Here is a 26702-nt window from a genome sequence, read left to right on the forward strand (position 1 = left end):
CAGCATGAAACGTGGAATCAAAGCACTGTTAATTACGCTGGCTATTGCCACCACCGGGATGAGCGCGGGCGCGCAGGCGGTGACGCCCGCCGCCAAATCACAGGCTACGCAGAGCAAGCCTGACGCGACAGCGCCGGTGCAAGGGCAAACCAAAGCGACTGACGCCGGTAAAAATACCGATGATGACGGTACGCGGGCCAGCATCAATTCGGCCTCTGCGGAAGATCTCGCCCGCGTCATGAATGGCGTCGGCCTGAAAAAAGCACAGGCTATCGTCAGCTACCGCGAAGAGTATGGCCCTTTCAAAACGCTCGACGATCTCAAACAGGTGCCCGGCATGGGCAGCGCGCTGGTTGAGCGCAACCTCTCACACCTGACGCTGTAATTACGCAATTTCTTGCACTGCGGCAAAATTTTGCCAGGATAAAGAGGTCATACCAGTTATGACCTCTCATCCTACAATAACAGTAAAGGCTATTGCGCTATGCAGACAAAAATCAAAGTACGCGGTTTCCATCTCGACGTTTACCAGCACGTGAACAACGCCCGCTATCTCGAGTTTCTTGAAGAAGCGCGCTGGGACGGGCTGGAGAACAGCGAAAGCTTTCAGTGGCTGACTGCGCACAACATCGCGTTCGTGGTCGTCAATATCAACATCAACTACCGCCGTCCGGCCGTACTGGGGGATGTGCTGACCGTCACCAGTCAGGTTCAGCAGCTAAACGGTAAAAGCGGGGTGTTGAGCCAGGTGGTGACGCTGGATCCTGAAGGGCAGGTGGTGGCCGATGCGCTGATCACCTTTGTCTGTATTGATCTAAAAACGCAAAAGGCGCTGCCGCTTGAAGGGGAATTGCGGGAAAAGCTGGAGTTGATGGTCGCTTAGAAAGTTTGTCTTTTATAAAAGACAAAAGGATTTTTCAGGGATAGAATAATGGACAGGGACTACTTTGTTGAACGTTACCGGACCCATGACGGAAAAGTGCCGTTTGAGGAATGGGTAACAGAATGCATCGAAAGGATCCGGATCTGGTTTTCCGGATCCTTATGCGGATTAACCGTGCGATAAAACGTAATTTTGGCGATTACAGGTATCTCAGGGAAGGTGTTTGGGAGATGCGAGTCGACAGTGGCCCCGGCTACAGAATCTATTTTTCAGTAGAGAATCGGCAGGTTTTATTGTTACTGATCGGTGGTGACAAAAAGAGCCAAAAAGCAGATATCAAACTGGCAATAGATTACTGGAAAGATCATCAAACAAAAGGACATTCCAATGAGCGTCGCTAAACGAAAATATTCGAGCTCTGTTAGCCACCATGATGCTGTTGTGAAAATGCTGCGAGAGAATCCTTCCTACGCTCAGCGTTATCTGCAAACAGCCCTGGAAGAGATCTATGAAGACCAGGGGATCCCTGCCTATCTCATTGCACTCCGTCAGGTCATCGAAGCGCGAGGCGGTATCGGAGAAATCTCTACCAAAGCAGGTCTGTCCCGTCAGCAGCTATACCGAACCTTATCAGACAACGGCAACCCAACGCTGACAACGCTGATGAAAGTCACCCGTGCTGCTGGTGTGAAACTGTTCGACAGCACGGTCAAGTAGCCCTATTTAAGCCCAGTCTTTTTCTGCATCGCGGCCATCACGCCGACTTTATCGGCAAGATAGTGGTTCAGCCCGTTAGCGCGCAGATTACAGGCGGCGCACTGACCGCAACCGTCGCCTTTGATGCCGTTGTAGCAGGTAAGGGTTTCGCTGCGAACCAGGTCCAGCTTGCCCCAGTAGTCCGCCAGCGCCCAGGTTTCGGCTTTATCCAGCCACATCAGCGGGGTTTCAAAGCGCGTCTCTTTTGCCATGCCCAGATTGACGGCGTGATTTAACGCCTTCACGAACTCATCACGACAGTCCGGGTAGCCGGAGAAGTCTGTTTCACACACGCCCGTGATCACCGCTTCGGCTTTTACCTGGTAGGCATAAATTGCCGTCAGGGTGAGGAACAGAATATTGCGGCCCGGCACGAAGGTATTCGGAATGCCGCTGGCATCGGGTTCGTAATCCGGGACGGGAATGCTGTCCCGGGTGAGGCTACTCACGGCCAGTTCATTTAACAGCGTAACGTCCAGCACCTTGTGCGCGCGTGCGCCCAGTTTCAAAGCCAGTTCACGGGCCACGTCGATTTCAGCGCGGTGGCGCTGGCCATAATCGAAAGTGACACAGTGAACTTCATCGTACTGATGAAGAGCCTGAACCAGGCAGGTAGTAGAATCTTGTCCTCCGCTGAACACGACGACGGCACGTTTCATAAATCATCTCGACAGTTACGGTAAAAACATTATGTTACCGCCTGACTTCAGCGCCGACCAGCTTCTTCACGATTTGGGGGCTGGAAGCCAGGCTTCGGTAAAATCAAACCAGCCGCGGGTATTAAGCCGAATACCGTTTACGCCCGGTGGGGCGCTGATTTGATACTGGTAGTTAAATAGCGGTGTAATCACCGCATTTTCCATAAGTTGACTAAAAATGGCCTTCAGGCCAGCATGCCGCGCCTGTTCGTCGGCCTGGGTCTGAACCGCATCCAGCGTGGCTTGTAGATGAGCAAACTGTGGCGCACTTAACAGATGCGGCCAAAGAGCATCACAGCGTAGCCACTGCTCAAGCGTGTACTCTGGCGCTTCCCCAATCAGCCTGTCACCCATCATGATATCCGCCTCTGCCAGTTGCTGGCATCCGTCCCATGTTTTGGCATCGTGAAAAATGACCCTAAGCTCACAGCCTTGTTGTGCAAGGTACTGTTTCAGCTGGTCTGCCATGGTATGGAGTTCTACCGGCAGATGATAAATCAGCGTCAATGTTTCAGGCAGACGAACGTTCGTTAAATCAGGCCACTGCGGTATACCCCAGCCGGGCAGGAGTTCTTCCGTTGGCGTGATTAAGCCCTCATTCAACGGCAGCGTGTGCAACAGCGTCGAGAGATGGATGATATTGATCAACCGTCGTGCCTGCATTTTGTTCAGTCGTGGGCTGTGCTTCAGCGTGAGATAACAAAACCCCAGGCTGGTACTGCTGCTCACCAGCCGCAGGTTTTCCAGTTCATCAAGCTCGCCAATGGCGATTTGTACCGGATGACGACAGCTGGTGCCAAGCCCGTAGTCAAACAGCGTCGGCGTGATCCAGTATTCAATCGCTTTCAGCAGCGGGTGGCTAAGATGGTACTGCTCGTGGCTTTCCAGACGAACCAATTCAGGATCGAACACGCTCAGTTTGAAAGGGCCGCAGCCCGTCATGGGCTGATTGGGATGGGCGAGGCGACTGCAGTATGTCGCCAGGCGGTGCGCAAGCCAGTGATCCGGCTGATGCAGGGTAAATGTCAGACACTGGGGGTGGGTGACGTCAATGCGTAATACGCTCTGGAACAATTTACGCAGGGCAGGCATCGCCAGCAGTGCTGTCAGGCTTTGCTGAAGCTGTGCCGTCTCGATTTTATCGCCGTTATGCCAGTGCAGGGTGGAACGGATGTAAAAGTGCCACCGTAGGCCGTCCGCCGAGACTTCCCAGTGGTGCGCCAGATCCCCCGTTGGTTCGCTGCTGCTGCCGTGAAAGCGCGTCAACCCGGAGAAAACGTGCCCGGCCAGATGCTGCTCCGCCCGGCCGGGTAGAAAACCGGGATGAAGGGGATCCAGCGAGCGGTAGTAAGGGATACGCAGCGTCGGCGTATCGTTTTGCCAGTGGCCACCCAGAAATGGATGCAGCAGCGCACGTAAATCCTCAGGCGCAAGCTGTGCCAGTTCGAGAGCGTTATGCTGCTGCCCGCTTTTCAGCGCCTCTTCCATCATCGCATTGCGCAGCGATTCCGGGGTGACGTGAAACGTCAGCTCACCGCGCTTTCCGCGGCCAGACTGCGCGCGCCAGCTGAGCCACCCCGCCTCCTGAGCCTGACGCAGCAAAGTACGCACGTGACGTTCACTGCAGAAGCAGCGGCTGGCAAGTTCGGTGACGGTCACCTGCTGTGGAGCCCCCTCGGAAGGTTGCCACAGCCGCTGATACTGATTAAGACGATTGAGCTGGCGCATAATAAACCCGGAACAATAATTATCATCTATTCACTATTACTTCCGTATATCTCACACGATACTGATGCACAAGTTAATCGCATCACATTTCAGGAGTAATCATGGCTCGGCTCGCTGCATTTGATATGGACGGCACGCTGTTAATGCCGGATCACCGTCTGGGGGAGAAAACCCTGAGTACCCTGAAGCGCCTGCGCGAGCATGATGTCACCCTGACGTTTGCCACCGGTCGTCATGTGCTGGAAATGCGCCATTTGCTGGGCGCGTTTTCCCTCGACGCCTTTCTGATCACCGGCAACGGGACGCGAATTCACTCCGTAGAAGGTGATGTACTGCACCGACGGGATCTCAACCCGGAAGTGGCGGATATCGTGCTACACAGTACCTGGGACACGCAGGCCAGCATCCACGTCTTTAACGATGGGGGCTGGTTTACCGGCAGCGAAATCCCGGAATTACTGCACGCGCATGTTTACAGCGGCTTTAAATATCAGCTTATCGATCTGCGACGGATCCCCGCTCATACAGTCACCAAGATCTGCTTCTGCGGCGATCATGACGATCTCTGTCGCTTACGGATCCAGCTGAATGAGGCGCTGGGCGACCGGGCGCACCTGACCTTCTCGGCAGTGGATTGTCTGGAAGTGCTGCCTGTGGGCTGTAACAAAGGTTCAGCCCTGGCAGTGCTGAGCGATCACCTGGGCTTAACGTTGCAGGATTGTATGGCGTTTGGCGATGCCATGAACGACCGCGAGATGCTGGGCAGCGTCGGTCGCGGTCTGATCATGGGGAATGCGATGCCGCAGCTTATGGCAGAACTCCCTCATTTACCGGTTATTGGTCACTGCCGCAACGAAGCGGTGTCCCATTTTTTGACGCATTGGCTGGACAAAAGCAACCTCCCATATTCCCCCGAATAGTGAGACCCTTCCAGCAAGCCAGACTTTGGTCTGGCTTTTTTTATTTCAGCAGCTGCGTAATCTGCGCTTTCCACGGGGCGATATCGCCGATGTTGGCCTGCACCCACTCCGCGTTGTAATAGGTCTCAAGGTAACGCTCGCCGCTGTCGCAGAGCAACGTGACGATGGAGCCGGTGCGGTTCTCTTCGCGCATACGGGCAGCAAGCTGCAGTGCGCCCCACATGTTAGTGCCCGTCGATGCGCCCACTTTGCGCCCCAGCTGCGTCTCCAGCCAGTGCGCCGTTGCCACGCTTGCGGCATCCGGCACGCGCATCATCTCGTCCACGACGTCGGGGATGAAAGAGGGCTCCACGCGCGGGCGACCAATCCCTTCAATTTTACTGCCCACCGGGCTGCGTAGACCGGCATCGCGGTTTTGCCAGTAGTCAAGGAACACGGAGTTCTGCGGGTCAACCACCATTAGCTGGGTATCGTAGCCCTGACAGCGGATGTAGCGCCCGATAGTGGCAGACGTGCCGCCCGTACCGGCGCTCATCACAATGTACGACGGAACAGGATGCGGCTCGTGGGTCATCTGGCGGAAAATACTGTCGGCGATGTTGTTATTGCCGCGCCAGTCGGTGGCTCGCTCGGCGAAGGTGAACTGGTCCATATAGTGGCCGTTCAGCTCGCGCGCGCGCATTTCAGAGGCGGCGTAGATTTCGCAGGCGCTTTCCACAAAGTGGCAGCGTCCGCCGTAAAATTCGATCTGTTCGATTTTGCGTTTTGCGGTGCAGGACGGCATCACCGCGATAAACGGCAGGCCCAGCAGGCGGGCGAAATAGGCTTCGGACACCGCTGTGGAACCGGACGAGGATTCAATAATCGTCGTGCCTTCTTTAATCCAGCCGTTACATAAACCGTATAAGAACAGGGAACGTGCCAGGCGATGCTTCAGGCTACCGGTAGGATGAGTGCTTTCGTCTTTCAGATAGAGCTGAATGCCGTCAAATCCCGGCAGGGAAAGGCGAATCAGGTGCGTATCCGCCGAGCGCTGATAGTCGGCATTGATTTCGCTGATCGCATGTTTAACCCAGGTGCTATTCATCGTAGTTATCCGTTTGTCATTTTGTGCCTAGCATAGCGAAAAGCACAGAAAAAATTGTTGCTATCTGGCCTTTAAAATAGAATGTAAGGAGAAAAATTTTCTCTGCGAGGTGGGTATGCTAGATAAAATTGACCGCAAGCTGCTTTCATTGTTGCAAACAGACTGCACCCTCTCTTTGCAGGCGTTAGCAGATGCCGTTAATCTGACCACCACACCGTGCTGGAAACGCCTCAAGAAGCTGGAAGATGACGGCGTGCTGCTGGGCCGTGTGGCGTTATTAGATCCCGAAAAACTGGGGCTTGGCCTGACGGCCTTTGTCCTGATAAAAACGCAGCACCACAGCAGCGAGTGGTATTGCCGCTTCGTCACACAGGTGTCTGAGATGCCCGAGGTGCTCGGTTTCTGGCGTATGGCCGGAGAGTACGATTACCTGATGCGCGTCCAGGTGGCCGACATGAAGCGTTATGATGATTTCTACAAGCGGCTGGTCAACAGCGTACCGGGCTTGTCGGACGTCACCTCAAGCTTCGCGATGGAACAGATAAAATACACCACAGCATTACCCATTGAATAACTTCGAAAAATACCTTCAGGAACAAACCGCGTGCGATTATTTGCCCAATTAAGCTGGTACTTTCGTCGGGAGTGGCAACGCTACCTCGGTGCGGTATGCCTGCTTATTATCATTGCCATACTGCAGCTGATCCCGCCGAAAGTGGTGGGATACGTCGTGGATGGCGTCACTGAACAGCATTACACCACCGCACGGGTGTTGATGTGGGTTGGCACGCTGGTGCTGACCGCGGTGATTGTTTACCTGCTGCGCTATGTCTGGCGCGTGCTCTTATTCGGTGCGTCCTATCAGTTGGCCGTTGAACTGCGTGAAGATTTTTACCGCCAGCTGAGCCGCCAGCATCCTGAATTTTATCTGCGCCACCGGACCGGTGACCTCATTGCCCGCGCCACTAACGACGTGGACCGCGTGGTCTTTGCCGCCGGGGAAGGGGTGCTGACGCTGGTGGATTCACTGGTAATGGGCTGCGCGGTGTTGATTGTGATGTCGACCCAGATTAGCTGGCAACTGACCCTGCTGGCGCTGCTGCCAATGCCGCTGATGGCGCTGGCGATCAACCGCTACGGTGAAAAACTCCACGAGCGTTTCAAGCTGGCGCAGGCGGCGTTTTCATCGCTCAACGATCGCACCCAGGAGAGTATGACCAGCATCCGCATGATCAAAGCCTTTGGTCTGGAGGATCGGCAGTCCGCGCTGTTTGCGGCTGATGCGGCGGATACCGGGGCAAAAAACATGCGCGTGGCGCGTATTGACGCCCGGTTTGACCCGACGATCTATATCGCCATCGGCATGGCGAATATGCTGGCGATTGGCGGCGGAAGCTGGATGGTGGTGCAGGGTTCCATGACCCTCGGTCAGTTGACCAGCTTTGCCATGTACCTTGGTCTGATGATCTGGCCGATGCTGGCGCTGGCATGGATGTTTAACATCGTTGAGCGCGGCAGCGCCGCGTACAGCCGTATTCGCGCGATGCTGGCGGAAGCGCCGGTGGTGAATGACGGTAGCGAGTCCGTACCCGAAGGCCGTGGGACGGTGAAAGCCGATATTCAGTCGTTTAGCTATCCGCAGACGACGCATCCAGTGCTCGAAAACGTGAACTTCACGCTGCAGCCCGGACAGATGCTGGGAATTTGCGGCCCAACGGGAGCCGGAAAAAGTACCGTTCTCTCTCTGCTGCAGCGCCACTTCGATGTGACGCAGGGCGACATTCGTTTTCATGATATTCCCTTGTCGAACCTGCTGCTGGACGGCTGGCGTAGCCGCCTGGCGGTGGTGAGCCAGACGCCGTTTTTATTCTCCGATACCATCGCGAACAATATCGCCCTCGGTCATCCTTCGGCAACACAGGACGAGATTGAACATGTGGCGCGCTTAGCCAGCGTCCATGACGATATTGTGCGTCTGCCGCAGGGCTATGAAACCGAGGTCGGTGAGCGCGGCGTGATGCTCTCCGGCGGGCAAAAGCAGCGTATTTCGATCGCGCGTGCGCTGCTGCTGAATGCTGAAATCCTGATCCTGGACGATGCGCTTTCCGCCGTTGATGGGCGCACTGAACATCAGATCCTGCACAATCTTCGTCAGTGGGGAGAAGGACGCACGGTGATCATCAGTGCCCACCGCCTGTCGGCGCTGACGGAAGCCAGTGAAATTCTGGTGTTGCAGCACGGGCATATTGCCCAGCGCGGACAGCACGAGCAGCTGGCGGAACAGCCGGGTTGGTATCGCGATATGTATCGTTATCAGCAGCTGGAAGCGGCGCTGGATGAGGAGGCGACTCATGCGTAAGCTCGGAACAATGTGGCCGACGCTCAAACGCCTTCTGGCCTACGGTTCGCCATGGCGTAAACCGCTTTTGGTTGCCGTGCTTCTGCTGTGGATTGCGGCGATTGCCGAAGTCAGCGGCCCGCTGCTTATCAGCTATTTCATCGACAATATGGTGGCGAAAAGTTATCTGCCGTGGGGGCTAGTCGCAGGTTTAGGCGTGGCCTACGTTGGGCTACAGTTAACGGCGGCAGGGCTGCACTATGCCCAGTCTCTGCTCTTTAATCGTGCAGCCGTGGGCGTGGTACAGCAACTGCGTACGGATGTCATGGATGCCGCGCTGCGCCAGCCGCTGAGCGAGTTTGACACCCAGCCGGTCGGGCAAGTGATTTCACGGGTGACCAACGATACTGAAGTGATCCGCGATCTCTACGTCACAGTAGTGGCAACCGTGTTGCGCAGCGCCGCGCTGATCGGTGCGATGCTGGTCGCCATGTTCAGCCTCGACTGGCGTATGGCGCTGGTGGCGATCACTATCTTCCCGGCGGTGCTGATCGTGATGGTGATCTACCAGCGCTACAGCACGCCGATTGTTCGTCGGGTGCGCGCTTATCTGGCCGATATCAACGATGGCTTCAACGAAGTGATCAACGGCATGAGCGTCATCCAGCAGTTCCGCCAGCAGGCGCGTTTTGGCGAGAGAATGGGCGAAGCCAGCCGTTCGCACTATATGGCGCGTATGCAAACATTACGTCTGGACGGCTTCCTGCTGCGTCCATTGCTTAGCCTGTTCTCGGCGCTGGTCCTCTGTGGCCTGCTGATGCTGTTTGGGCTGACAACGCGTGGAACCATTGAGGTTGGGGTGCTATACGCCTTCATCAGCTATCTGGGACGCCTTAACGAACCCCTGATTGAGCTCACTACCCAGCAATCGATGCTGCAACAGGCGGTGGTCGCCGGTGAACGCGTGTTCGAGCTGATGGACAGACCGCGTCAGACCTATGGCGATGATGAGCGTCCTCTGCAAAGCGGTTCGATTGCCTTTGATAAGGTCTCGTTTGCCTACCGCGATGACCAGCTTGTCTTACAGGACATCAACCTTGAGGTACCGTCGCGCGGCTTCGTGGCGCTGGTGGGGCATACCGGCAGCGGCAAGAGTACGCTCGCCAGTCTGTTAATGGGCTACTATCCGTTAACGCAAGGTGAGATCCGCCTCGATGGACGCCCGCTTGCCTCACTTAGCCACAATGTGCTGCGTAAGGGCGTCGCCATGGTGCAACAGGACCCGGTCGTACTGGCCGATACCTTCTACGCTAACGTCACGCTGGGTCGGCCTTTTACCGAGGAACAGGTCTGGAAGGTGCTGGAGAAAGTGCAGCTGGCCGATCTGGCGCGTGGGTTCAGTGAGGGTATCAATACTAAACTAGGCGAGCAGGGGAATAACCTCTCCGTAGGGCAGAAACAGCTGCTGGCGCTGGCGCGCGTGCTGATTGAAACGCCGCAGGTGCTGATTCTCGATGAGGCAACGGCCAGCATTGACTCCGGTACCGAGCAGGCCATCCAGCAGGCGCTGGCCGCTGTTCGGGATCACACCACGCTGGTGGTCATCGCGCATCGCCTTTCAACCATTGTCGATGCCGATACCATCCTGGTGCTGCATCGTGGACAGGCCGTTGAACGAGGTACGCACAGACAACTGCTGGAAGAGAAAGGACGCTACTGGCAGATGTACCAGCTGCAGCTGGCGGGGGAAGAGCTGGCTGCCAGCGCGCGCGAAGAAGAGTCGCTGAGCGCCTGATGCACCAAAAACAGGCAAGCTGCTAACAGTCATTCCTGTTGGTGCAAAACTGAAACGCACTGTGCACTGCCATGGTGCGTTTTTTTTCTCCCGTTCGGTATTGAACCCCATTCCTGGCTCATCGCCACCCGTTTTCTCGCTGTTTTCAATTCTGGCACACCCCTTGCAATGTCCCTTACGTGTTAGCTGCGGCCATTACCGAATTCTGACTGGAGGGGATTTATGAAGCTGGTTACGGTTGTAATCAAACCATTCAAACTCGAAGACGTACGTGAAGCGTTGTCTTCAATGGGTATTCAGGGACTGACTGTCACCGAAGTGAAAGGCTTTGGTCGTCAGAAGGGTCATGCCGAGCTTTATCGCGGTGCGGAATACAGCGTGAATTTCCTGCCAAAAGTAAAAATCGATGTCGCGATTGCGGACGACCAGCTTGATGAGGTCATTGATGTCATCAGCAAAGCGGCCTACACCGGCAAAATTGGCGACGGCAAAATTTTCGTTGCCGAACTGCAGCGCGTCATTCGCATTCGTACCGGCGAATCTGACGAAGCGGCTCTGTAAGTAACTCCTGGCACACAGTGATAGGGATCGAGAAAATGAAGATAGCAACACTCAAAATGGGTCTGGGGTCGCTGGCACTGCTGCCGGGCCTGGCACTGGCTGCGCCTGCTGTGGCAGACAAAGCCGATAACGCATTTATGATGATTAGCACCGCGCTGGTGTTGTTCATGACTATTCCGGGCATTGCACTGTTCTATGGCGGCCTGATCCGCGGCAAGAACGTGCTCTCCATGCTGACGCAGGTTGCGGTAACGTTCGCCCTGGTCTGCGTGCTGTGGGTAGTTTACGGCTACTCGCTGGCGTTCGGCACGGGCAATGCGTTCTTTGGTAACTTCGACTGGGTGATGCTGAAAAATATCGAGCTGACTGCGCTGATGGGCAGCTTCTATCAGTACATCCACGTTGCTTTCCAGGGATCGTTTGCCTGCATCACCGTCGGGCTGATTGTGGGTGCGCTCGCTGAGCGTATTCGTTTCTCTGCTGTCCTGATCTTCGTGGTGGTCTGGCTGACGCTCTCCTATGTGCCTATCGCGCATATGGTATGGGGCGGTGGTCTGCTGGCGAGCCATGGTGCGCTGGACTTTGCGGGCGGTACCGTTGTACACATCAACGCCGCCGTCGCGGGCCTGGTGGGTGCCTACCTGATTGGCAAACGTGTGGGCTTCGGGAAAGAAGCGTTCAAGCCGCATAACCTGCCGATGGTGTTTACCGGTACGGCTATCCTCTACTTTGGCTGGTTTGGCTTCAACGCAGGCTCTGCAAGTGCCGCTAACGAAATCGCCGCGCTGGCCTTCGTGAACACCGTTGTCGCAACGGCGGGTGCAATCCTCTCCTGGGTGTTTGGCGAGTGGGCCGTTCGCGGTAAACCGTCTCTGCTGGGTGCCTGTTCGGGTGCTATTGCCGGTCTGGTCGGTATCACGCCAGCCTGTGGTTACGTGGGTGTAGGTGGTGCGCTGCTGGTGGGTTTGGTTGCAGGCCTTGCGGGTCTGTGGGGCGTTACCGCTCTGAAACGTGTTCTGCGCGTTGACGACCCTTGCGATGTGTTTGGTGTCCACGGCGTCTGCGGCATCGTCGGCTGTATCATGACCGGGATCTTTGCCGCAAAATCACTGGGCGGCGTGGGTTATGCAGAAGGCGTCACCATGGTTCACCAGGTGCTGGTACAGTTGGAAAGTATTGCTATCACCGTGGTGTGGTCTGCTGTCATGGCCTTTATTGGCTATAAGCTGGCGGACATGACTGTCGGCCTGCGCGTACCGGAAGAGCAGGAACGCGAAGGTCTGGACGTCAACAGCCACGGCGAGAATGCGTATAATGCTTGAGTAGCGTACATTGCCCGGTGGCGCTGCGCTTACCGGGCCTACGACTGCGCTTGTGTAGGCCGGGTCAGGCGGAGCCGCCACCCGGCTTTTTTACCTCAACCGCGATTACGCATAACCCCTTCCTGCACCGTTGACGCCACCAGCACCCCATCCTGGGTATAAAACTCCCCGCGAACAAACCCGCGAGCGCTGGATGCTGAGGTGCTTTCCACGCTATAGAGCAGCCACTCATTCATGTTGAATGGACGGTGGAACCACATCGAGTGGTCGATGGTGGCGACCTGCATCCCTTTTTCCAGGAACCCTACGCCGTGCGGCTGCAGCGCAACCGGCAGGAAGTTAAAGTCAGACGCATAGCCCAGCAGGTACTGATGAACGCGGAGATCTTCCGGCATTGTGCCGTTGGCACGCATCCAAACCTGACGTTTTGGTTCTGCAGTGTGGCCTTTCATCGGGTTATGGAATTCGACCGGGCGGATCTCAAGCGGTTTATCGCAGAGGAACTTCTCCTTTACCTGCGGCGGAAGCAGATGCGCCAGCGCACGGGCGATATCGGTTTCTGATTTGAGATCGTCAGGCGAGGGGGCTGGCGGCATCACTTTTTGATGCTCATAGCCCGGTTCAGGTGCCTGGAAAGAGGCGGTCATGTAAAAGATCGGTTTGCCATGTTGAATGGCCGCCACGCGGCGGGCACTAAAACTGTTGCCATCTCTCAGCACTTCAACGTCATAGACAATGGGTTTTGCGCTATCGCCAGGGCGCAGGAAGTAACTGTGAAAGGAGTGCACCAGACGGTCTGTCGGGACGGTTTCCTTGGCTGCGTACAGCGCTTGTCCCACGACTTGCCCACCGAAGACCTGGCGTAAACCCAAATCTTCGCTCTGTCCGCGAAAGAGTCCTTCCTCAATTTTTTCCAGATTCAGTAATGTCAGCAGATTGTTCAGTGCCTGACTCATAGTCGTCCTCAATAAACGCCGTGGCAAAAGATACGCAGAGTATAACGCAGAAATGAAAGTGGTCCGATGGGTAGATTAGTCTGAATATAGGGGAAAATTCAGGCGTTAATCATTGATTTGTGCCACACTTGAATACGTTATGTGAATGAAACGACATCGGATGGGATCGATCCCGCTGGTGCATTGATGATAAGGAGACTTCAATGAAACTCGTGCCAATGCTAAGTGGTATAGCTATTGCGGTGGCATTGTCCGCCTGTGCAGGTAAGAGCGCTCAGGTGCCGGTGCCAGCAGCTGATCCGAACGGGATTAATACACTTTCACAGCAGTCAATTCAGCAGCCAAATGTGTCCGGTACAATCTGGATCAAGCAAAGAGTGGCTCTGCCGCCGGATGCGGTATTAACGGTAACGCTGTCTGATGCTTCACTGGCTGATGCACCGTCGAAAGTGCTGGCGCAGCGTGCGGTTCGAACCGAGGGTAAACAGGCGCCATTTAGCTTCGTACTGCCTTACAATCCAGCAGATGTGCAGCCAAATGCGCGTATCCTGCTGAGTGCGGCGGTAACGATCAACGATAAACTGGTGTTTATTACCGACACGGTGCACGAAGCGATCAACAACGGTGGAACAAAAGTTGACCTGAATCTGGTCCCGGTGCAGCAAACGGAAGTTCCGCTTGCGCCTCAGACTAACCAGCCGGCTGTTGCAACGCCGCCTACGCAGCTGTAATTCCTGCCTTTACCCTCTCCTGCGGGAGAGGGTTCAGTACACCCAACGGTATTTCTGCAAATCGATCTGTCCCGAGCCTGACACCTGCACACCTTCTGACAATAACGCCTGGCGCTGGCGCTGCAAATCCGGTCCGGTTAACGAGATGGCACCGTGACGATTCACCACACGATGCCACGGCAAAGAGCTTCCTTCCGGGAGCCGCTTCAGAACGCCACCCACCTGACGTGCCGCTCGCGGAGAGCCTGCAAGGCGCGCTACCTCACCGTAGGTGGTGACAACCCCTTCCGGGATGGAGGCCACGATTTGCCATACGCGCTGCGGAAAAGAGTCATGTTCGTCCATTGATCACTCCAGTGGGTCTTATTGAAGTGTGATGGTAAACGAAGATGAAGGCGATTGCCGCTTAAGTTTGCGCAATAAACCAGCATCCAGATGCCCATGGCTTGCAATTGACGGGCGGCCTAGGGATAATGCGCCAGCGCGTTGGTTAACAACGCTCTCAATGGGGGCTCTGTTGGTTCTCCCGCAACGCTACTCTGTTCACCAGGTCAGGTCCGGAAGGAAGCAGCCAGGGCAGACGACGTGTGTGCCGGGATGTAGCTGGCAGGGCCCCCACCCATTTTCCCCTCCGAAAATCTTTTGCTTTAGATACCCTTGCTCTCAGACTATTAATCCTTATAGATAAAGTGGTTTTTATTAGCCCGGAAATATATCTTTCATTTAACTGAAATAATATTGTCATAAACCTGTAATAATAGACTGTCATTTTATTATCGGGTGTCTTTTTCCCGTCATAAGCAAAAAATATATATCTGGATTAGAGAGTTAACTTCGTGTATTAAATTAAACACGGTTTCCGAAGGGAAGTGACAATTATGGCTACTGCGGTTTTAAATGTTAAAATTGATGAAGCGCTAAAAGAAAGACTTCGCCACTACGCCGAAGTTAATAATGAGAATTTAAGCGTGACCACAGAGAAACTGCTGCTGCTGGCGTTTGAAGCAGTAGAAGAGGCGGGAGTATCGGAAGAGGATATTGATAATCAGCATACGGAAGAAGAGAGCGTTTCTCCATTTACTCCTAAAGAAATCAAGGCACTACGTAAACTTCTGAAGAAGAGAAAATGAAACAACAACTGTCGACCGCCCATGACTACAAAGAGGCCTGCGATCTGTTGCGTTCAGGCTACGTCAAACATGTACGTCTTGGCTGGAATGTAGGAAGTGATGAGTTCTTTCGTATTGCGTCTGACTGGTGTGATACCGGCGCAAAAATAAAGAAAGAGGGTGAAGATTTTGTTATTTCACTGAAAGGCTTCCCGATTCCTCCTCAGCATTAATTCCTGACCGATGAAAACAGCTGACTGCCTGCATGACAGTCAGCTGTTTTTATTATTTACGAAAAATCTTTACACCAGACTCCGTTTAATCGAGGGCGTGGTTTTGTTCAGGGCGAGCCACAACGGCTTGATTCTCAATAACGCTTGCTCGAGTTCTTCCGGGTCAAGCGAGAAAGGCATACGCAAATAGCGATCAAATGCCCCTGAAAGACCGAACCGCGTGCCGGTTCCCATGTTGATCCCAATCGTCTCAGCCCGTGCGGCAAGCTGCGTTGCCAACATTCCCGGCAGTTCAATCCAGTATGAAAGCCCGCCTTCGGCTTCATGGAAGGTCCAGTCCGGGAAATGCTCGCTCAGGAGTTCCCCGCATTTGTTCCGTCGTTCCACCAGCATTTTCCGACGAGCGGGCAAAAATGTGTCGCTGTTTTCGATAAGCCACAGCGTTGCCAGCTGTTCCAGCAGAGGGGAACCGAGATCCAGCGTATCGCGCGCCTGAGCGAGCGACGCGATGGTGCGTGAAGAGGCGCGGATCCAGCCTAGGCGCAGTCCACCCCAGAAGCTTTTCCCGGCAGAGCCCAGCGTAATCACCGCAGCGCCAGGATTAAACGATGCCAGAGGGCGCGGCGGCGGCGCATCAAACCAAAGATCGAGCATGGTTTCGTCCACGACCAGCGTGGTACGAGTCTGCGCGGCGATGTCGGTGATCGTCTGACGCGTTGCGGCGTCCATACAGCGACCCGTCGGATTATGAAAATCCGGCATCAGGTAGGCCAGGCGCGGAGCCGTTTGGGCAAGCGTTGCCGCGAAACCGTCGGTATCCCAGCCGCTTTCAGGCAGTGATACGCCTACTGGTCGGCAGAGTGCCCCCTGAATAGCAGCGATCGCCAGTGGGTAGGTTGGATGATCGACGACGACGCGATCGCCTGGCCCGGTCATCATGCGCAATACCAGCGCAAAGCCGCTGACGGCGCCATTCACCACCATCACTTCGTCTGCCCGCGTTGGCAGCCCGCGCGCGGTATAGCGTGCGGCAATCGCTTCACGCAGCGCGGGCAACCCGAGCTGGTCATAGCCCGTCAGCGCAAGGTGCTGGGTAATCGCCGTCAGCGCATGGGTATACGCCTGATGGATTTCTGGCCCGGCGTTGAGTGCGGCGGTGGACAGGTCCAGCGCCGCGCTGGCCGCGGAAAGCGTGGGTACCGCGCGGGTATCCGGCAGGATCACGCGTGAGCCGCTGCCGTGGCGGCTTTCCAGATAGCCCTCTTCCCGCAGATGGGCGAGCGCGCTGCCAACGGTGGTGCGGCTGACGTTTAGCGTACTGGCTAATTCCCTCTCACCCGGTAGCCGCGTATTCAGCGCCAGTCTGCCATCCAGAATGAGCAGACGTAACGCATCGGCCAGTTGACGCCAGAGCGGCATACGCGACGAGGATTGCTGCCAGTGGCCTAAAAGGCGTGCCAGAGACTGGCTTCCGAAACGACGAGATGACATATGCAGTCCACTATTTAGAAACTGGACATTAATCATAGAGCCATTTTGACCCAATATAAAACTCTGGTTCACTGGAGAAGATAAAAATGGTACGTCGTCTGCTACAGCTTTATGTCGGTTTAGGGCTTTATGGCCTTTCCACCGCGATGTTTATTCGTGCGGATCTGGGCGTCGATCCGTGGGACGTATTTCACCTTGGGGTGGCCTTACAAACGGGGATGACCATTGGTACGGTCATCATTCTGATCGGTGCGGTGGTGCTTCTGCTGTGGATCCCGCTGCGTCAGATGCCCGGGCTGGGCACCCTCAGTAACGTTATCTGTATTGGCCTGGCGGCAGATGCTTCAATGGCCTTGATCCCTGAGTTGAGTTCGCTGCCTGTCCGTATCGCGCTGCTGGCGTCCGGGATCGTCGCGAACGCCATAGCAACCGGGATGTATATTGGTGCAGGTTTTGGGTCAGGTCCGCGCGACGGCCTGATGACCGGGATCCACGCCCGGTTAGGCTGGTCAATCCGCAGCGTGCGCACCTCCATTGAAGTCTCCGTCCTGATCATCGGTTGCCTGCTTGGTGGTTCATTTGGTGTGGGGACCGTGATTTACGCCCTGACCATCGGCCCGCTTATCCAGCTCTGTTTGCCGTGGTTCCGTCAAAAGCCGCGTATCGAGACGGTTCCTCAGCCAGAGCGGGTTGTTTAATTTTGCGAAGCGCTCACATGTTTTAATGGCGTCGCTGTGCCAGAATAGCGGCTTGTTATCAAGCGATGCCGGACTGCATGAAAGCGATCACACTCTATGACGTTGCCCTCCTCGCGGGGGTGTCTTACCAGACCGTGTCCCGCGTGATTAATGACGCGGAGCACGTCTCCACCCGCACGCGGGAAAAGGTGCAGCAGGCGATGGCCGAACTGCACTACGTGCCTAATCGGGGAGCACAGCAGCTGGCGGGGAAACGGACCCGCACGCTGGGGCTGATCACCACCGATCTCGCCCTGCATGCGCCCTCGCAAATTGTTTCGGCGGTAAAATCCCGGGCGGCAGAGCAGGGGGCAAGCGTCTTAATTTCAATGGTGGAACAAGCTCAGCAATGCCAGGCTGCAGTGCAGGAACTGCTGGCTCAGCGTGTAGAAGCCTTGCTGGTCAATGTCCCGCTGGACGATCCTGACGCAGAGCAGCTTCAGAAAATGGCTTCGCCTGTGCCCGTCCTGTTCCTCGATGTTTCCCCTTCAGCGCAGGTCAACAGTCTGGTATTTAACGCCCGGCAGGGGGCCGCGCTGGGCGCGGAACATCTGATAACGCTTGGGCATCAGCGCATCGCTCTGCTCAGTGGACCAGACAGTTCCGTTTCAGCGCGTGCGCGCCTGGCGGGATGGAAAACGAGCCTGGCGCAAGCCGGCCTTGAAGCCGCTGACGAAGTTCATGGTGACTGGAGCGCCGCCTCCGGATATGAAAAAGGCCATCAGCTTTTATCCGGGTCGCAATTACCTGACGCCATTCTGGTGGCGAACGATCAAATGGCACTGGGCGTGATGCGCGCCTGCGCCGAGAAGGGCATTGCTATACCGGGCCAGATATCGATTGTCGGGTTTGATGATACGGCTGACAGCGCCTGGTTTTCTCCGCCGCTGACCACCGTTCGGCAGGCCTTTCGTGAGGCGGGCGAGCGCAGCGTGGAATGGCTGCTGACGCCGACCAGGGGAGAAAAATGCTGGCAAGAGCAGCTTCCCGTCACGCTGATCGCGCGTCATTCGAGCGCCCCTCGTGCAGCCGATCGGGTTGATCGGGAAGAGCTTGCCCGCCAACTGAGAAATCTGGCATTGCTGGCTGAAAAAATCGCGCGGGGATAAATCTTTTGTGATCCGGCTCGCTACGTGAGGATCGCATACTTTACCCTTCTATGTTGCCAGGGCATGTTGACTGAAATTGTGAGCGCTTCGCAAAGAGGTTATTATGTCTGATACATCATCGCTGACCCTCAGCGCACTTCTGGCTCGTCGGGACTGGGAAAACCCCGGGGTGACGCAGTGGAATCGCCTGGCGGCCCACGCGCCGTTTCATAGCTGGCGTGACGAAGCCTCTGCCAGAGAAGAGGCGAAAACCCCGAACAAACGTTCTCTCAACGGGGTGTGGCAGTTTAGCTTTTTTGCTGCGCCAGAACAGGTTACGCAGGCATGGGTAGAAGAGGATTATACCGATGCCGTCGCGATGCCCGTTCCTTCGAACTGGCAGATGCAGGGCTTTGATACGCCGATCTACACCAATGTGACCTATCCGATCCCCGTCAATCCGCCCTATGTTCCGGCTGAGAATCCTACCGGTTGTTACTCGCTCACATTTGAGGTGGATGACGCCTGGCTGCACGGCGGGCAAACCCGCATTATCTTCGACGGGGTAAACTCAGCATTCCATCTCTGGTGCAACGGCCAGTGGATTGGCTATTCCCAGGACAGCCGCCTGCCCGCCGAGTTTGATCTCACTGCAGCGCTGCGTTCAGGCCAGAACCGTCTGGCGGTTATGGTGCTGCGCTGGTGCGACGGTAGCTATCTTGAAGATCAGGATATGTGGCGCATGAGCGGTATTTTCCGTGACGTATCGCTGCTGCATAAGCCTGAGACGCAGATTGCGGATTACCACGTTGTGACCGACCTCAACGCGGAGTGTGACCGCGCAATGCTTAACGTCGACGTCGCGCTGGCCGGGTCCTGCTATTCAGCCTGCGAAGTGGCCATCACCCTGTGGCGAAACGGCGAAAAATGCGCCAGCGTCACGCAACGCCCCGGCTCTGCGGTGGTAGACGAGCGAGGGCCTTGGGCCGAGCGGTTAGCGGTGGCGATCCCCGTCAAAGAGCCCGCACTGTGGAGTGCGGAAACGCCTGAACTTTACCGCCTGACAATGACGCTGATGGACGCACAGGGTAATACGCTGGACGTCGAGGCATGCGACGTCGGCTTTCGCCAGGTGGAAATCATCAATGGTCTGTTGAAGCTCAACGGAAAACCGCTGCTGATTCGGGGTGTGAACCGCCATGAGCATCATCCGGAAAACGGGCAGGTGATGGATGAAGCGACGATGCGCCGTGATATCGAGTTGATGAAGCAGCACAACTTTAACGCCGTCCGTTGCTCGCATTATCCGAATCATCCGCTGTGGTACAGGCTTTGCGATCGCTACGGTCTGTATGTTGTGGATGAGGCCAATATTGAAACCCACGGCATGGTGCCAATGAGTCGTCTTGCTGACGATCCCCGCTGGCTGCCAGCCATGAGTGAACGCGTGACCCGCATGGTGCAGCGCGATCGTAACCATCCGTCCATTATCATCTGGTCGCTGGGGAATGAATCTGGACACGGTGCTAACCATGATGCGCTTTACCGCTGGCTGAAAACCACCGATCCAACACGCCCTGTGCAGTATGAAGGCGGTGGGGCGAATACGGCGGCAACCGATATTGTCTGTCCGATGTATGCCCGCGTCGATTGGGACCAGCCGTTCCCGGCGGTGCCGAAATGGGCGATCAAAAAATGGATTGGCATGCCGGATGAAACACGCCCGCTGATCCTCTGTGAATATGCCCACGCGATGGGCAACAGCTTTGGCGGGTTCGCCAAATACTGGCAGGCATTTCGCTGTCACCCGCGCCTGCAGGGTGGGTTCGTCTGGGACTGGGTCGACCAGGCGCTGACGAAGAAAGACGAAAACGGCAAACCCTTCTGGGCTTACGGGGGTGACTTTGGCGATAAACCGAATGACCGACAGTTCTGCCTGAATGGTCTGGTATTCCCGGATCGCACGCCGCACCCGGCGCTGTATGAAGCGCAGCGCGCGCAGCAGTTTTTCACCTTTACGCGGGTGAGTACCTCTCCGCTGGTGGTTGAGGTGAAAAGTGATTACCTGTTCCGCCATACCGACAACGAGGTGGCGAGATGGTCAGTTACCCGCGACGGGGAGATGCTGGCTCAGGGTGAGGTTGCGCTTTCCATTGCCCCTCAGGGGCAGCAGCGTCTGGAAATCACATTGCCGACGCTGACGGCCGAGCCGGGGCAGGTCTGGCTTAATGTGGAGATTATCCAGCCGCAGGCAACAGCCTGGTCACCGGCGAATCATCGCTGCGCGTGGGATCAGTGGCTGCTTCCGACGCCGCTGTACGTTTCGCCACGGCGGGCAGTCGGGATCGCGCCGGTATTAACAGAGCAGGACGGTATGCTGGACATTACCCATGGAGAGCAACGCTGGCGGTTCGATCGCGCCTCGGGAAATTTGACGCAGTGGTGGAACAAGGATGTTGAAACACTGCGCTCGCCGCTGACGGATAACTTCACCCGTGCGCCGTTGGATAATGACATTGGCGTGAGCGAAGCCACGCAGATCGATCCGAATGCCTGGGTTGAACGCTGGAAAGCGGCTGGTATGAATGAGATGTCTGCACGCCTGCTGCAGTGTGAAGCGGAACCGCATGCCAATGACGTGGTCGTGACCACGCGACACGTCTGGGAATATCGTGGTAAGGCGCTGTTTTTAAGCCACAAGGTCTGGCGGATTGACGATTGCGGCGTACTGCATGGCGATGTGCAGGTGCAGGTGGCGTCCGATATTCCCGAGCCCGCGCGTATCGGCCTGAGCGTTCAGTTTGCTCAGGTACCGGATACGGTGTGCTGGCAGGGGCTGGGCCCGTTCGAGAACTATCCGGACAGGGCGCTGGCGGCGCAGCAGGGGCGTTGGACTTTGCCGCTCGGTGCGATGCAGACACCCTACATTTTCCCGACAGAAAATGGTCTGCGCTGTGACACCCGAGAGCTCGTCTGCGGGGCGCACGTGCTTCAGGGAAATTTCCATTTCTCTGTCAGTCGCCACAGCCAACAGCAGCTTCGTGAGACAACACATCAGCACTTACTGCGCGATGAGCCGGGCTGCTGGCTCAATCTGGATGCATTCCATATGGGCGTTGGCGGTGATGATTCCTGGAGTCCAAGCGTTTCACCGGAATTCATTCTGCAACATCGCCAGCTCCGCTACACCTTTAGCTGGCATCAGAACGCACTGTAGCGCGCCAGTCGCGGCCACCGCGGGTGGCCGCGTCGCTATGATGCAGGTGATCGACTCTTCCCTTAAGCAGAATGTATCCCGAGGTTATCTTCTGCCCAAAGTATAAATTCCGCCTTGGGCAGCGCCTTACTGTAGTACCACCCCTGACCATACTGCACCCCGTGAAGGTGCAGCCAGCGGAGCTGCCCGTCGGTCTCTATACCCTCTGCCACCATGGCCAGATTCAGCGATTTCGCCATTTCAATAATGTGCGGGGTGACGTTTTTATACTCCAGCGCGCCCACAAACGACTTATCAATTTTTAACGTGTCGACGTCCAGATCCTGAAGGTAGCTGAGGCTGGAATAACCGGTACCAAAATCATCAATATAGATGGCATGACCTGAACGGCGGAATGCCGCGATGGCCGGTGCGCTGATTTTCGGATCGGCAAAGCCACGCTCGGTTAACTCAAGGGCGATCTGTCCGGGATGGACTTTCCACTTATTGAGCAACTGGCTCAGCAGAGGCGGCAATTTGCCGGAGAGTAAATCGGCAGGCGCAAGGTTAATGGAAATATGCTGATCGCCATGCAGATGTAGCCAGTGACCCATATCCTCAAACACTTTTTCGATGACGAGCTGCGTCAGTTGCGTAATAAGGCCCGTCTGTTCCGCGAGCGGAACGAAAATATCCGGTGAGAGATGGCTCCCGTCAGGCTGAGGCCAGCGGGCAAGCGCCTCAGCACCGACAATTTTCCCACTGCAGAGCGCCACAATGGGCTGGTAGTTAACCACAAATTCGCGGTTATTAATCGCATCAAGCAGCCTGTAGCGTGGGGACTGTATACGTCGCAGGATGCGCAGAACGAAAAGTGCGGCAAGCAGGCTTATCAACATGCCAAACGGCAGCCAAAAAAGAAGTTGCCGATGCCAGGTTTCAGCCAGCGGTTTTAACGCCGCCCAGGCGACGATATTAAACCCCAGCTCAGGAACAGGCTTAATAATATACATTGAGCCGTTGTACTGAACGCGGGTCATTTCCCGATCGACAGTCATGTTGCGAATATGAGGAGCAAGCGTGTTGCTGCTGGCAAAAACGAGGTGTGTTGAGCTGCCTACCAGCGCGGCATCAATTGCGATCTCACCGAAAGGGATCACATCCACCAACGAGGCAGGATCGACCAGCACAAGGTAATGGCCTTTGCCCAGTACGGCCATATAGCGGTTAAAACCAAGATCGTTTTGCGTGGTCAGCCAGGCACTGTAACCATCTGCAGTAATACGCATCGGGGGCGGGAAAGCGGCTGCGTCGCTGTCCTGCTCCAGGGAGGAGCAGAGGGGCTTCAGGTTGTCGATGTAGATCACTTCCTGAACATAACGCCATGAGAAAGCAACCCGACGCATTTCCCGTAAATGCAGATAACTACAGGGAGGCCCCTCAAAGGCCTGAAGCCGGGTCAGCGCTTCTTTTGCCTGATTAACTACCCTGTCTGTACGAAGCAGCACGCGGGATGCGTAACTATTAAGCACATCTTCAAATTTATCCTCCGCCTGGCGATGCGCCAGCCAGATACTAAGGCAAATCGGTACCAGCACAGAAAAGATCAGTATGCCTGTGACCAGGCTGACCAGATGTCGGGTTTTCATGCTGCTGTTTCCTTTCTCATATGCCCATTTCCGGGCACTGAGTCGCTTGTCGGAGGCGAAAAATTTTACCGTGAAATGATATAGTTATAGCACGCAGGTGTCATGATTTTCATTTTGTCGCAAACCTTTAAGGACGTTTTGCGAGGAAGGGGGGGAATTTTCAGGGGTTGTTTTTTCAACTGAGCCTGGATATCATTTTGTTATGTTATAACAAAACATGAAGAGCCTATAATGAAACCTGATATCCATCCAGCCTATCGCACCGTGGTGTTTCACGACACCAGTGCCAACGAATACTTTAAAGTCGGATCGACCATCAAGACCGACCGTGAAATTGAGCTCGACGGTGAGACGTATCCGTACATCACCATCGAGGTCTCTTCAAAATCACACCCGTTTTATACCGGTAAGCAGAAAACGTTCTCGACGGATGGCAGCGCTGCGCGCTTCCGCAAACGTTTTGGCGGCTTTCTTAATGCGAAGCGGGGTTAACCATGCAGGTACTTAACTCGCTGCGCAGTGCGAAACAGCGTCACCCGGATTGCCAGATCGTAAAACGTAAGGGACGCTTGTACGTCATTTGCAAATCTAACCCGCGCTTTAAAGCCGTTCAGGGACGTAAAAAAAGACGCTAAACGCGCGTTTCACGCCAACTTTCCAGGGATCTGATCTGTTTGCCATCGGCGGTAAAATTGTCGGTGGCAAGCCAGTTTTCAAACGCTTTCGCAAGAATCGGCCACTCGCTGTCGATGATTGAGAACCAGTCCGTATCCCGGTTATGTCCTTTCGTCACCAGAGCCTGACGAAAGCGCCCTTCAAACTGAAATCCCAGACGGAGCGCCGCCTTGCGGGAAGGTTCGTTCAGGCTGTTACATTTCCATTCATAGCGGCGGTATCCCAGCACGTCGAACGCATACTGCATCAGGAGGTATTGCGCTTCTGTGGACATCGGCGTGCGGCTAAGAAGGGGGGAGAAATGGACGTGTCCCACCTCCATAACACCGTTTGTCGGATCGATACGCATCAGCGCCAGCGTACCGACAGGTGCCTGAGTCTGATTATCAATGACGGTGAAATGTATCGGATCCGGTAATTCGCACACGCTTGCCACCCACGCGGCAAATTCGCCTGCGGTGGCATCAGGTTCACGCAGCAGCCACGTCCAGCTGCGGGTATCTTCTGCCAGAAGATAGGCCGAAAAGAGGGCATCGGCATGTTCCACACGCAGCGGCTCCAGCCGACAGTAGCAGCCATGAAGATGCACGCGGGAAGGTGCCTGGCGGGGTTGCCAGTCGATAAGTTCATCGCCAATGGGTTGTCCAAACTGATTGAATGTGCTCATGTTATTTTCCGCTCTGCTGTAAGTGATCTCAGAGTAAATAAATGCTGGTTCCTTAAAAAGTACCAGTGAGGTATGTTCTGGTGGTACCACGGAGAGAGAAAATGAATATACCTGGCGATGAATTTTATACCCTGATCGCTGCTGCGCTGGAAAAGCGCGGTGAAGAGACCTTGCAGCGCACGCTGTATCTTGCCATGCGTGAAGCCGTCCTGCAGGGAAGGCTGCAGGCTGAAAGCCGCTTACCGGGCTCCCGGGTGATTGCGCAGCAGCTTTCCGTGTCCCGTAACACCGTCAATGCGGCGCTTGAGCAACTCTCGCTAGAAGGGTATCTGCTGCGCAGTCGTCAGGGTACACGCGTGGCGCAGCTGGCGCAGCGCGGAAATCGACAGGATTTTCCCGAGCCGACCATCACGCTGGCTAAGCGGGTGACGCAGTTGCCAGAACCGACGCCGAGGGAGACGCCGGTACTCGCTTTTACGCCCGGCACGCCAGCCATCAATTATTTTCCTCTTCCGCTCTGGCGGCGCTTGTACGATCGCGTTTTACGCGAGGAAGGGAGTGCATTACTTGGCTATGGCGATCCGGCCGGGGAATCCTCACTACGTGAGGCCATTGCCCGCCATCTTGCCCTGTCGCGGGGGATTGATTGCGATGCCAGCCAGATTATTATTACCGAGGGGGCTCTGGAAGGGGTGAATCTCTGCACGCAGTTGTTGAGCGAGCCGGGGGATCTCGCGTGGATTGAAGATCCCGGCTATGCGGGGGCAAAAAGCGCGTTTGCGAAATCGGGCTTGACGATGATAGGCCTGCCCGTGGACGACGAGGGAATGGACTGGGAAGGGCAACCTGCAGCGCGTCCTACACTCATCTTTACTTCGCCTTCACATCAGTTTCCCTACGGGAGCGTGCTGAGCGCGCGTCGGCGTTTGTCATTGCTGGCGCTGGCGCTCCAGCATAAGGCCTGGATTATCGAGGACGACTACGACAGCGAGTTTCGGTATTCCGGAGAGCCGGTGCCAGCAATGCTGGGAATGGTCAACAACGCGCCCGTGGTTTATCTGGGAACATTCAGTAAAACGCTGTTTCCGTCGCTCCGAATCGGTTTTATGGTCATCCCACCGTCGCTGGCAAACGCGGCGCGTCCGGCCATTGGTGCGTTATTGCGTGGGGGGCATCGTGCGGAACAGCGTACGCTGGCGCTGTTTATTGAAGAGGGCCATTACGCGCGCCATCTTGCCGCCATGCGTCGGCTCTATCGGAAACGCTACCGGCAACTGCGCGAGGTGCTCAACGCTGAGCTACATGTCGCGCATCGTGTGCTGGCGGCTGAGGGGGGCATGCACCTGACGGTGGCAATTGACGGGATTAATGACAAGGTGATTGTTCAGCAGGCGAAGGCATTCCAGCTGGCCCCCGCGGCGTTAAGCGGGTATTACCTGACGCCGAAGCAGGGGCAAACCGGTCTGGTGCTGGGGTACGGTAATACCTCTGCTTCTCAGTTTGCGTCAGGTATCCGACGCTTGCAGACGCTGATTACGCAGCAGCAGGACGAGAAAGCGTAAAGACATCATAAAAAGAGAGCTGCCCTTTGGTTGAAACCATTTTCTGCAGCTTCTCTTTCTGCCCGGTCTCCACCGCGGGTGAGTGTAAAATGCTGTCGATTAATTCTGTCGGCACAAAGCGCGTGTTGTACCACTCGCCGTTATAGCAGACCCGGAAATCAAGCACGTCGATATCTTCGTAGCGGTAGCGGGGATTAACGTCGAAAAAGAAAAACGCGTTAAATACCACAAACAGCACAACGAGCAGCCAGACGGAGTCCACCAGGGTTTCGGATGTCAGCATCACCACAAGCGTTGCCAGCCAGGCTGCGTACATGGCGACAAACAGTCCCGGATGCTTGCGGATGAAGCTAATGCTAAAACGCGGGCGATTGTCGCGCTTTTCGCGGTGGTTAAGATCGTCGATGGTGGCGGTGAGCAGGCGCTGTATCTCGGTCATTTTCTGCCTTCATGATTGTTGAAAATACAGGGGATCTGCCTATTTTAGGGGAGCAACCAGGCTGAAAAAAGTAACAGTCAG

The 26702-nt window shown here is 55.7% G+C and carries 28 protein-coding genes and 1 other RNA gene; 20 read left to right on the forward strand and 9 right to left on the reverse strand.

Annotation, left to right across the window (positions count from 1 at the left end):
• Positions 1–4 precede the first annotated feature (4 nt).
• The 4 genes from N2K86_RS04840 to N2K86_RS04855 all read left to right on the forward strand — a co-directional run bounded on the left by N2K86_RS04840 (position 5) and on the right by N2K86_RS04855 (position 1600).
• Positions 5–385, forward strand: coding sequence for a helix-hairpin-helix domain-containing protein (locus N2K86_RS04840; protein ID WP_260660659.1), 381 nt, complete (start codon positions 5–7; stop codon positions 383–385).
• A gap of 99 nt (positions 386–484) precedes the next feature.
• Positions 485–883 carry a YbgC/FadM family acyl-CoA thioesterase gene (locus N2K86_RS04845; protein ID WP_260660660.1) on the forward strand — a complete coding sequence of 133 codons (399 nt, stop codon included), beginning with the start codon at positions 485–487 and terminating at the stop codon, positions 881–883.
• Between the two features lie 122 nt (positions 884–1005).
• Positions 1006–1284 carry a type II toxin-antitoxin system RelE/ParE family toxin gene (locus tag N2K86_RS04850; protein ID WP_260660661.1) on the forward strand — a complete coding sequence of 93 codons (279 nt, stop codon included), beginning with the start codon at positions 1006–1008 and terminating at the stop codon, positions 1282–1284.
• A complete protein-coding gene (locus N2K86_RS04855; RefSeq protein WP_407065267.1) occupies positions 1271–1600 on the forward strand; it encodes an addiction module antidote protein in 330 nt (109 codons plus the stop codon). Before N2K86_RS04850 ends, N2K86_RS04855 begins: the two co-directional genes overlap by 14 nt.
• A 2-nt stretch (positions 1601–1602) precedes the next feature.
• Here the strand turns inward: N2K86_RS04855 and queC are convergent, their stop codons facing one another.
• The gene (gene queC, locus N2K86_RS04860) at positions 1603–2298 is read right to left on the reverse strand and encodes a 7-cyano-7-deazaguanine synthase QueC (protein WP_032646166.1); all 696 of its coding nucleotides are present in this window, start codon (positions 2296–2298) and stop codon (positions 1603–1605) included.
• Between the two features lie 66 nt (positions 2299–2364).
• Positions 2365–4065, reverse strand: coding sequence for an SgrR family transcriptional regulator (locus N2K86_RS04865; protein ID WP_260660662.1), 1701 nt, complete (start codon positions 4063–4065; stop codon positions 2365–2367).
• Between the two features lie 101 nt (positions 4066–4166).
• Here N2K86_RS04865 and cof point away from each other — a divergent pair, with 101 nt between their 5' ends.
• Positions 4167–4985 carry an HMP-PP phosphatase gene (gene cof / locus N2K86_RS04870; RefSeq protein WP_260660663.1) on the forward strand — a complete coding sequence of 273 codons (819 nt, stop codon included), beginning with the start codon at positions 4167–4169 and terminating at the stop codon, positions 4983–4985.
• Positions 4986–5025: 40 nt separating this feature from the next.
• On the opposite strand, the gene N2K86_RS04875 is transcribed toward cof, so the two are convergent.
• Positions 5026–6072 (reverse strand): PLP-dependent cysteine synthase family protein, encoded by a 1047-nt coding sequence (locus N2K86_RS04875; RefSeq protein WP_260660664.1) that lies wholly within the window; start codon positions 6070–6072, stop codon positions 5026–5028.
• Between the two features lie 115 nt (positions 6073–6187).
• Between N2K86_RS04875 and N2K86_RS04880 the strand changes: the two genes are divergently transcribed.
• From N2K86_RS04880 to amtB, 5 genes are all read left to right on the forward strand, one after another.
• Positions 6188–6646 carry an Lrp/AsnC family transcriptional regulator gene (locus N2K86_RS04880; RefSeq protein WP_010428130.1) on the forward strand — a complete coding sequence of 153 codons (459 nt, stop codon included), beginning with the start codon at positions 6188–6190 and terminating at the stop codon, positions 6644–6646.
• A 30-nt stretch (positions 6647–6676) separates the two neighbouring features.
• Positions 6677–8431, forward strand: coding sequence for a SmdA family multidrug ABC transporter permease/ATP-binding protein (locus N2K86_RS04885; protein ID WP_260660665.1), 1755 nt, complete (start codon positions 6677–6679; stop codon positions 8429–8431).
• Entirely contained in the window at positions 8424–10205 is a 1782-nt protein-coding gene (locus N2K86_RS04890; RefSeq protein WP_260660666.1) for a SmdB family multidrug efflux ABC transporter permease/ATP-binding protein, read from the forward strand. The genes N2K86_RS04885 and N2K86_RS04890 overlap by 8 nt, the downstream gene beginning before the upstream one ends.
• A 222-nt stretch (positions 10206–10427) precedes the next feature.
• Entirely contained in the window at positions 10428–10766 is a 339-nt protein-coding gene (glnK, locus tag N2K86_RS04895) for a P-II family nitrogen regulator (protein WP_008503304.1), read from the forward strand.
• A 35-nt stretch (positions 10767–10801) separates the two neighbouring features.
• Positions 10802–12088 (forward strand): ammonium transporter AmtB, encoded by a 1287-nt coding sequence (gene amtB, locus N2K86_RS04900; RefSeq protein ID WP_260660667.1) that lies wholly within the window; start codon positions 10802–10804, stop codon positions 12086–12088.
• Positions 12089–12183: 95 nt separating this feature from the next.
• Here amtB and tesB read toward each other — a convergent pair whose 3' ends face one another.
• Positions 12184–13044 carry an acyl-CoA thioesterase II gene (gene tesB / locus N2K86_RS04905; protein WP_108415724.1) on the reverse strand — a complete coding sequence of 287 codons (861 nt, stop codon included), beginning with the start codon at positions 13042–13044 and terminating at the stop codon, positions 12184–12186.
• A gap of 203 nt (positions 13045–13247) precedes the next feature.
• Between tesB and N2K86_RS04910 the strand changes: the two genes are divergently transcribed.
• Positions 13248–13775 carry a YbaY family lipoprotein gene (locus N2K86_RS04910; protein ID WP_010428141.1) on the forward strand — a complete coding sequence of 176 codons (528 nt, stop codon included), beginning with the start codon at positions 13248–13250 and terminating at the stop codon, positions 13773–13775.
• Positions 13776–13808: 33 nt separating this feature from the next.
• On the opposite strand, the gene N2K86_RS04915 is transcribed toward N2K86_RS04910, so the two are convergent.
• Positions 13809–14120: an MGMT family protein gene (locus N2K86_RS04915; RefSeq protein WP_211446183.1), complete on the reverse strand. Its 312-nt coding sequence runs from the start codon at positions 14118–14120 to the stop codon at positions 13809–13811.
• 170 nt (positions 14121–14290) lie between these two features.
• Between N2K86_RS04915 and ffs the strand changes: the two genes are divergently transcribed.
• From ffs to N2K86_RS04930, 3 genes are all read left to right on the forward strand, one after another.
• Positions 14291–14387: signal recognition particle sRNA small type (gene ffs / locus N2K86_RS04920), an RNA gene on the forward strand.
• Positions 14388–14653: 266 nt separating this feature from the next.
• Positions 14654–14905, forward strand: coding sequence for a hypothetical protein (locus N2K86_RS04925; protein ID WP_006176926.1), 252 nt, complete (start codon positions 14654–14656; stop codon positions 14903–14905).
• Positions 14902–15117 (forward strand): hypothetical protein, encoded by a 216-nt coding sequence (locus tag N2K86_RS04930; RefSeq protein WP_010428144.1) that lies wholly within the window; start codon positions 14902–14904, stop codon positions 15115–15117. Before N2K86_RS04925 ends, N2K86_RS04930 begins: the two co-directional genes overlap by 4 nt.
• A gap of 69 nt (positions 15118–15186) precedes the next feature.
• On the opposite strand, the gene yczR is transcribed toward N2K86_RS04930, so the two are convergent.
• Positions 15187–16608 (reverse strand): MocR-like transcription factor YczR, encoded by a 1422-nt coding sequence (gene yczR / locus N2K86_RS04935; protein WP_260660668.1) that lies wholly within the window; start codon positions 16606–16608, stop codon positions 15187–15189.
• 86 nt (positions 16609–16694) lie between these two features.
• Here yczR and yczE point away from each other — a divergent pair, with 86 nt between their 5' ends.
• From yczE to N2K86_RS04950, 3 genes are all read left to right on the forward strand, one after another.
• Positions 16695–17306 carry a membrane protein YczE gene (gene yczE / locus N2K86_RS04940; RefSeq protein ID WP_260660669.1) on the forward strand — a complete coding sequence of 204 codons (612 nt, stop codon included), beginning with the start codon at positions 16695–16697 and terminating at the stop codon, positions 17304–17306.
• Between the two features lie 77 nt (positions 17307–17383).
• A complete protein-coding gene (locus tag N2K86_RS04945; RefSeq protein ID WP_260660670.1) occupies positions 17384–18454 on the forward strand; it encodes a LacI family DNA-binding transcriptional regulator in 1071 nt (356 codons plus the stop codon).
• Between the two features lie 103 nt (positions 18455–18557).
• Positions 18558–21650: a beta-galactosidase gene (locus tag N2K86_RS04950; protein WP_260660671.1), complete on the forward strand. Its 3093-nt coding sequence runs from the start codon at positions 18558–18560 to the stop codon at positions 21648–21650.
• 62 nt (positions 21651–21712) lie between these two features.
• Here N2K86_RS04950 and N2K86_RS04955 read toward each other — a convergent pair whose 3' ends face one another.
• The gene (locus N2K86_RS04955) at positions 21713–23278 is read right to left on the reverse strand and encodes an EAL domain-containing protein (protein WP_260660672.1); all 1566 of its coding nucleotides are present in this window, start codon (positions 23276–23278) and stop codon (positions 21713–21715) included.
• Between the two features lie 231 nt (positions 23279–23509).
• On the opposite strand from N2K86_RS04955, the gene N2K86_RS04960 reads away from it, so the two are divergent.
• Positions 23510–23770, forward strand: a complete 261-nt coding sequence (locus tag N2K86_RS04960; protein WP_010428154.1) for a type B 50S ribosomal protein L31 — start codon at positions 23510–23512, stop codon at positions 23768–23770.
• A gap of 2 nt (positions 23771–23772) precedes the next feature.
• Complete coding sequence (gene ykgO, locus N2K86_RS04965; RefSeq protein WP_003859006.1) at positions 23773–23913, forward strand: type B 50S ribosomal protein L36; 141 nt, start codon at positions 23773–23775, stop codon at positions 23911–23913.
• Here ykgO and N2K86_RS04970 read toward each other — a convergent pair.
• Positions 23910–24620, reverse strand: coding sequence for a GNAT family N-acetyltransferase (locus N2K86_RS04970; protein WP_260660673.1), 711 nt, complete (start codon positions 24618–24620; stop codon positions 23910–23912). The genes ykgO and N2K86_RS04970 overlap by 4 nt on opposite strands.
• Before the next feature lie 101 nt (positions 24621–24721).
• Here N2K86_RS04970 and pdxR point away from each other — a divergent pair, with 101 nt between their 5' ends.
• Entirely contained in the window at positions 24722–26182 is a 1461-nt protein-coding gene (pdxR, locus tag N2K86_RS04975; RefSeq protein WP_260660674.1) for a MocR-like pyridoxine biosynthesis transcription factor PdxR, read from the forward strand.
• Here pdxR and N2K86_RS04980 read toward each other — a convergent pair.
• Positions 26154–26621, reverse strand: coding sequence for a YlaC family protein (locus N2K86_RS04980; protein ID WP_042714806.1), 468 nt, complete (start codon positions 26619–26621; stop codon positions 26154–26156). The two genes, pdxR and N2K86_RS04980, sit on opposite strands and share 29 nt — an antisense overlap.
• Positions 26622–26702 lie beyond the last annotated feature (81 nt).

This window comes from Enterobacter mori, assembly GCF_025244905.1.
In the GTDB taxonomy this organism is placed as follows: domain Bacteria; phylum Pseudomonadota; class Gammaproteobacteria; order Enterobacterales; family Enterobacteriaceae; genus Enterobacter; species Enterobacter mori_A.

What these genes read in the sequence shown, in the direction of transcription:
- N2K86_RS04840 (WP_260660659.1), top strand. Translation starts at nt 5, where the DNA reads ATGAAACGTGGAATCAAAGCACTGTTAATTACGCTGGCTATTGCCACC.
- N2K86_RS04845 (WP_260660660.1), top strand. Translation starts at nt 485, where the DNA reads ATGCAGACAAAAATCAAAGTACGCGGTTTCCATCTCGACGTTTACCAG.
- N2K86_RS04850 (WP_260660661.1), top strand. Translation starts at nt 1,006, where the DNA reads ATGCATCGAAAGGATCCGGATCTGGTTTTCCGGATCCTTATGCGGATT.
- N2K86_RS04855 (WP_407065267.1), top strand. Translation starts at nt 1,271, where the DNA reads ATGAGCGTCGCTAAACGAAAATATTCGAGCTCTGTTAGCCACCATGAT.
- queC (WP_032646166.1), bottom strand. Translation starts at nt 2,298, where the DNA reads ATGAAACGTGCCGTCGTCGTGTTCAGCGGAGGACAAGATTCTACTACC.
- N2K86_RS04865 (WP_260660662.1), bottom strand. Translation starts at nt 4,065, where the DNA reads ATGCGCCAGCTCAATCGTCTTAATCAGTATCAGCGGCTGTGGCAACCT.
- cof (WP_260660663.1), top strand. Translation starts at nt 4,167, where the DNA reads ATGGCTCGGCTCGCTGCATTTGATATGGACGGCACGCTGTTAATGCCG.
- N2K86_RS04875 (WP_260660664.1), bottom strand. Translation starts at nt 6,072, where the DNA reads ATGAATAGCACCTGGGTTAAACATGCGATCAGCGAAATCAATGCCGAC.
- N2K86_RS04880 (WP_010428130.1), top strand. Translation starts at nt 6,188, where the DNA reads ATGCTAGATAAAATTGACCGCAAGCTGCTTTCATTGTTGCAAACAGAC.
- N2K86_RS04890 (WP_260660666.1), top strand. Translation starts at nt 8,424, where the DNA reads ATGCGTAAGCTCGGAACAATGTGGCCGACGCTCAAACGCCTTCTGGCC.
- glnK (WP_008503304.1), top strand. Translation starts at nt 10,428, where the DNA reads ATGAAGCTGGTTACGGTTGTAATCAAACCATTCAAACTCGAAGACGTA.
- amtB (WP_260660667.1), top strand. Translation starts at nt 10,802, where the DNA reads ATGAAGATAGCAACACTCAAAATGGGTCTGGGGTCGCTGGCACTGCTG.
- tesB (WP_108415724.1), bottom strand. Translation starts at nt 13,044, where the DNA reads ATGAGTCAGGCACTGAACAATCTGCTGACATTACTGAATCTGGAAAAA.
- N2K86_RS04910 (WP_010428141.1), top strand. Translation starts at nt 13,248, where the DNA reads ATGAAACTCGTGCCAATGCTAAGTGGTATAGCTATTGCGGTGGCATTG.
- N2K86_RS04915 (WP_211446183.1), bottom strand. Translation starts at nt 14,120, where the DNA reads ATGGACGAACATGACTCTTTTCCGCAGCGCGTATGGCAAATCGTGGCC.
- N2K86_RS04925 (WP_006176926.1), top strand. Translation starts at nt 14,654, where the DNA reads ATGGCTACTGCGGTTTTAAATGTTAAAATTGATGAAGCGCTAAAAGAA.
- N2K86_RS04930 (WP_010428144.1), top strand. Translation starts at nt 14,902, where the DNA reads ATGAAACAACAACTGTCGACCGCCCATGACTACAAAGAGGCCTGCGAT.
- yczR (WP_260660668.1), bottom strand. Translation starts at nt 16,608, where the DNA reads ATGTCATCTCGTCGTTTCGGAAGCCAGTCTCTGGCACGCCTTTTAGGC.
- yczE (WP_260660669.1), top strand. Translation starts at nt 16,695, where the DNA reads ATGGTACGTCGTCTGCTACAGCTTTATGTCGGTTTAGGGCTTTATGGC.
- N2K86_RS04945 (WP_260660670.1), top strand. Translation starts at nt 17,384, where the DNA reads ATGAAAGCGATCACACTCTATGACGTTGCCCTCCTCGCGGGGGTGTCT.
- N2K86_RS04950 (WP_260660671.1), top strand. Translation starts at nt 18,558, where the DNA reads ATGTCTGATACATCATCGCTGACCCTCAGCGCACTTCTGGCTCGTCGG.
- N2K86_RS04955 (WP_260660672.1), bottom strand. Translation starts at nt 23,278, where the DNA reads ATGAAAACCCGACATCTGGTCAGCCTGGTCACAGGCATACTGATCTTT.
- N2K86_RS04960 (WP_010428154.1), top strand. Translation starts at nt 23,510, where the DNA reads ATGAAACCTGATATCCATCCAGCCTATCGCACCGTGGTGTTTCACGAC.
- ykgO (WP_003859006.1), top strand. Translation starts at nt 23,773, where the DNA reads ATGCAGGTACTTAACTCGCTGCGCAGTGCGAAACAGCGTCACCCGGAT.
- N2K86_RS04970 (WP_260660673.1), bottom strand. Translation starts at nt 24,620, where the DNA reads ATGAGCACATTCAATCAGTTTGGACAACCCATTGGCGATGAACTTATC.
- pdxR (WP_260660674.1), top strand. Translation starts at nt 24,722, where the DNA reads ATGAATATACCTGGCGATGAATTTTATACCCTGATCGCTGCTGCGCTG.
- N2K86_RS04980 (WP_042714806.1), bottom strand. Translation starts at nt 26,621, where the DNA reads ATGACCGAGATACAGCGCCTGCTCACCGCCACCATCGACGATCTTAAC.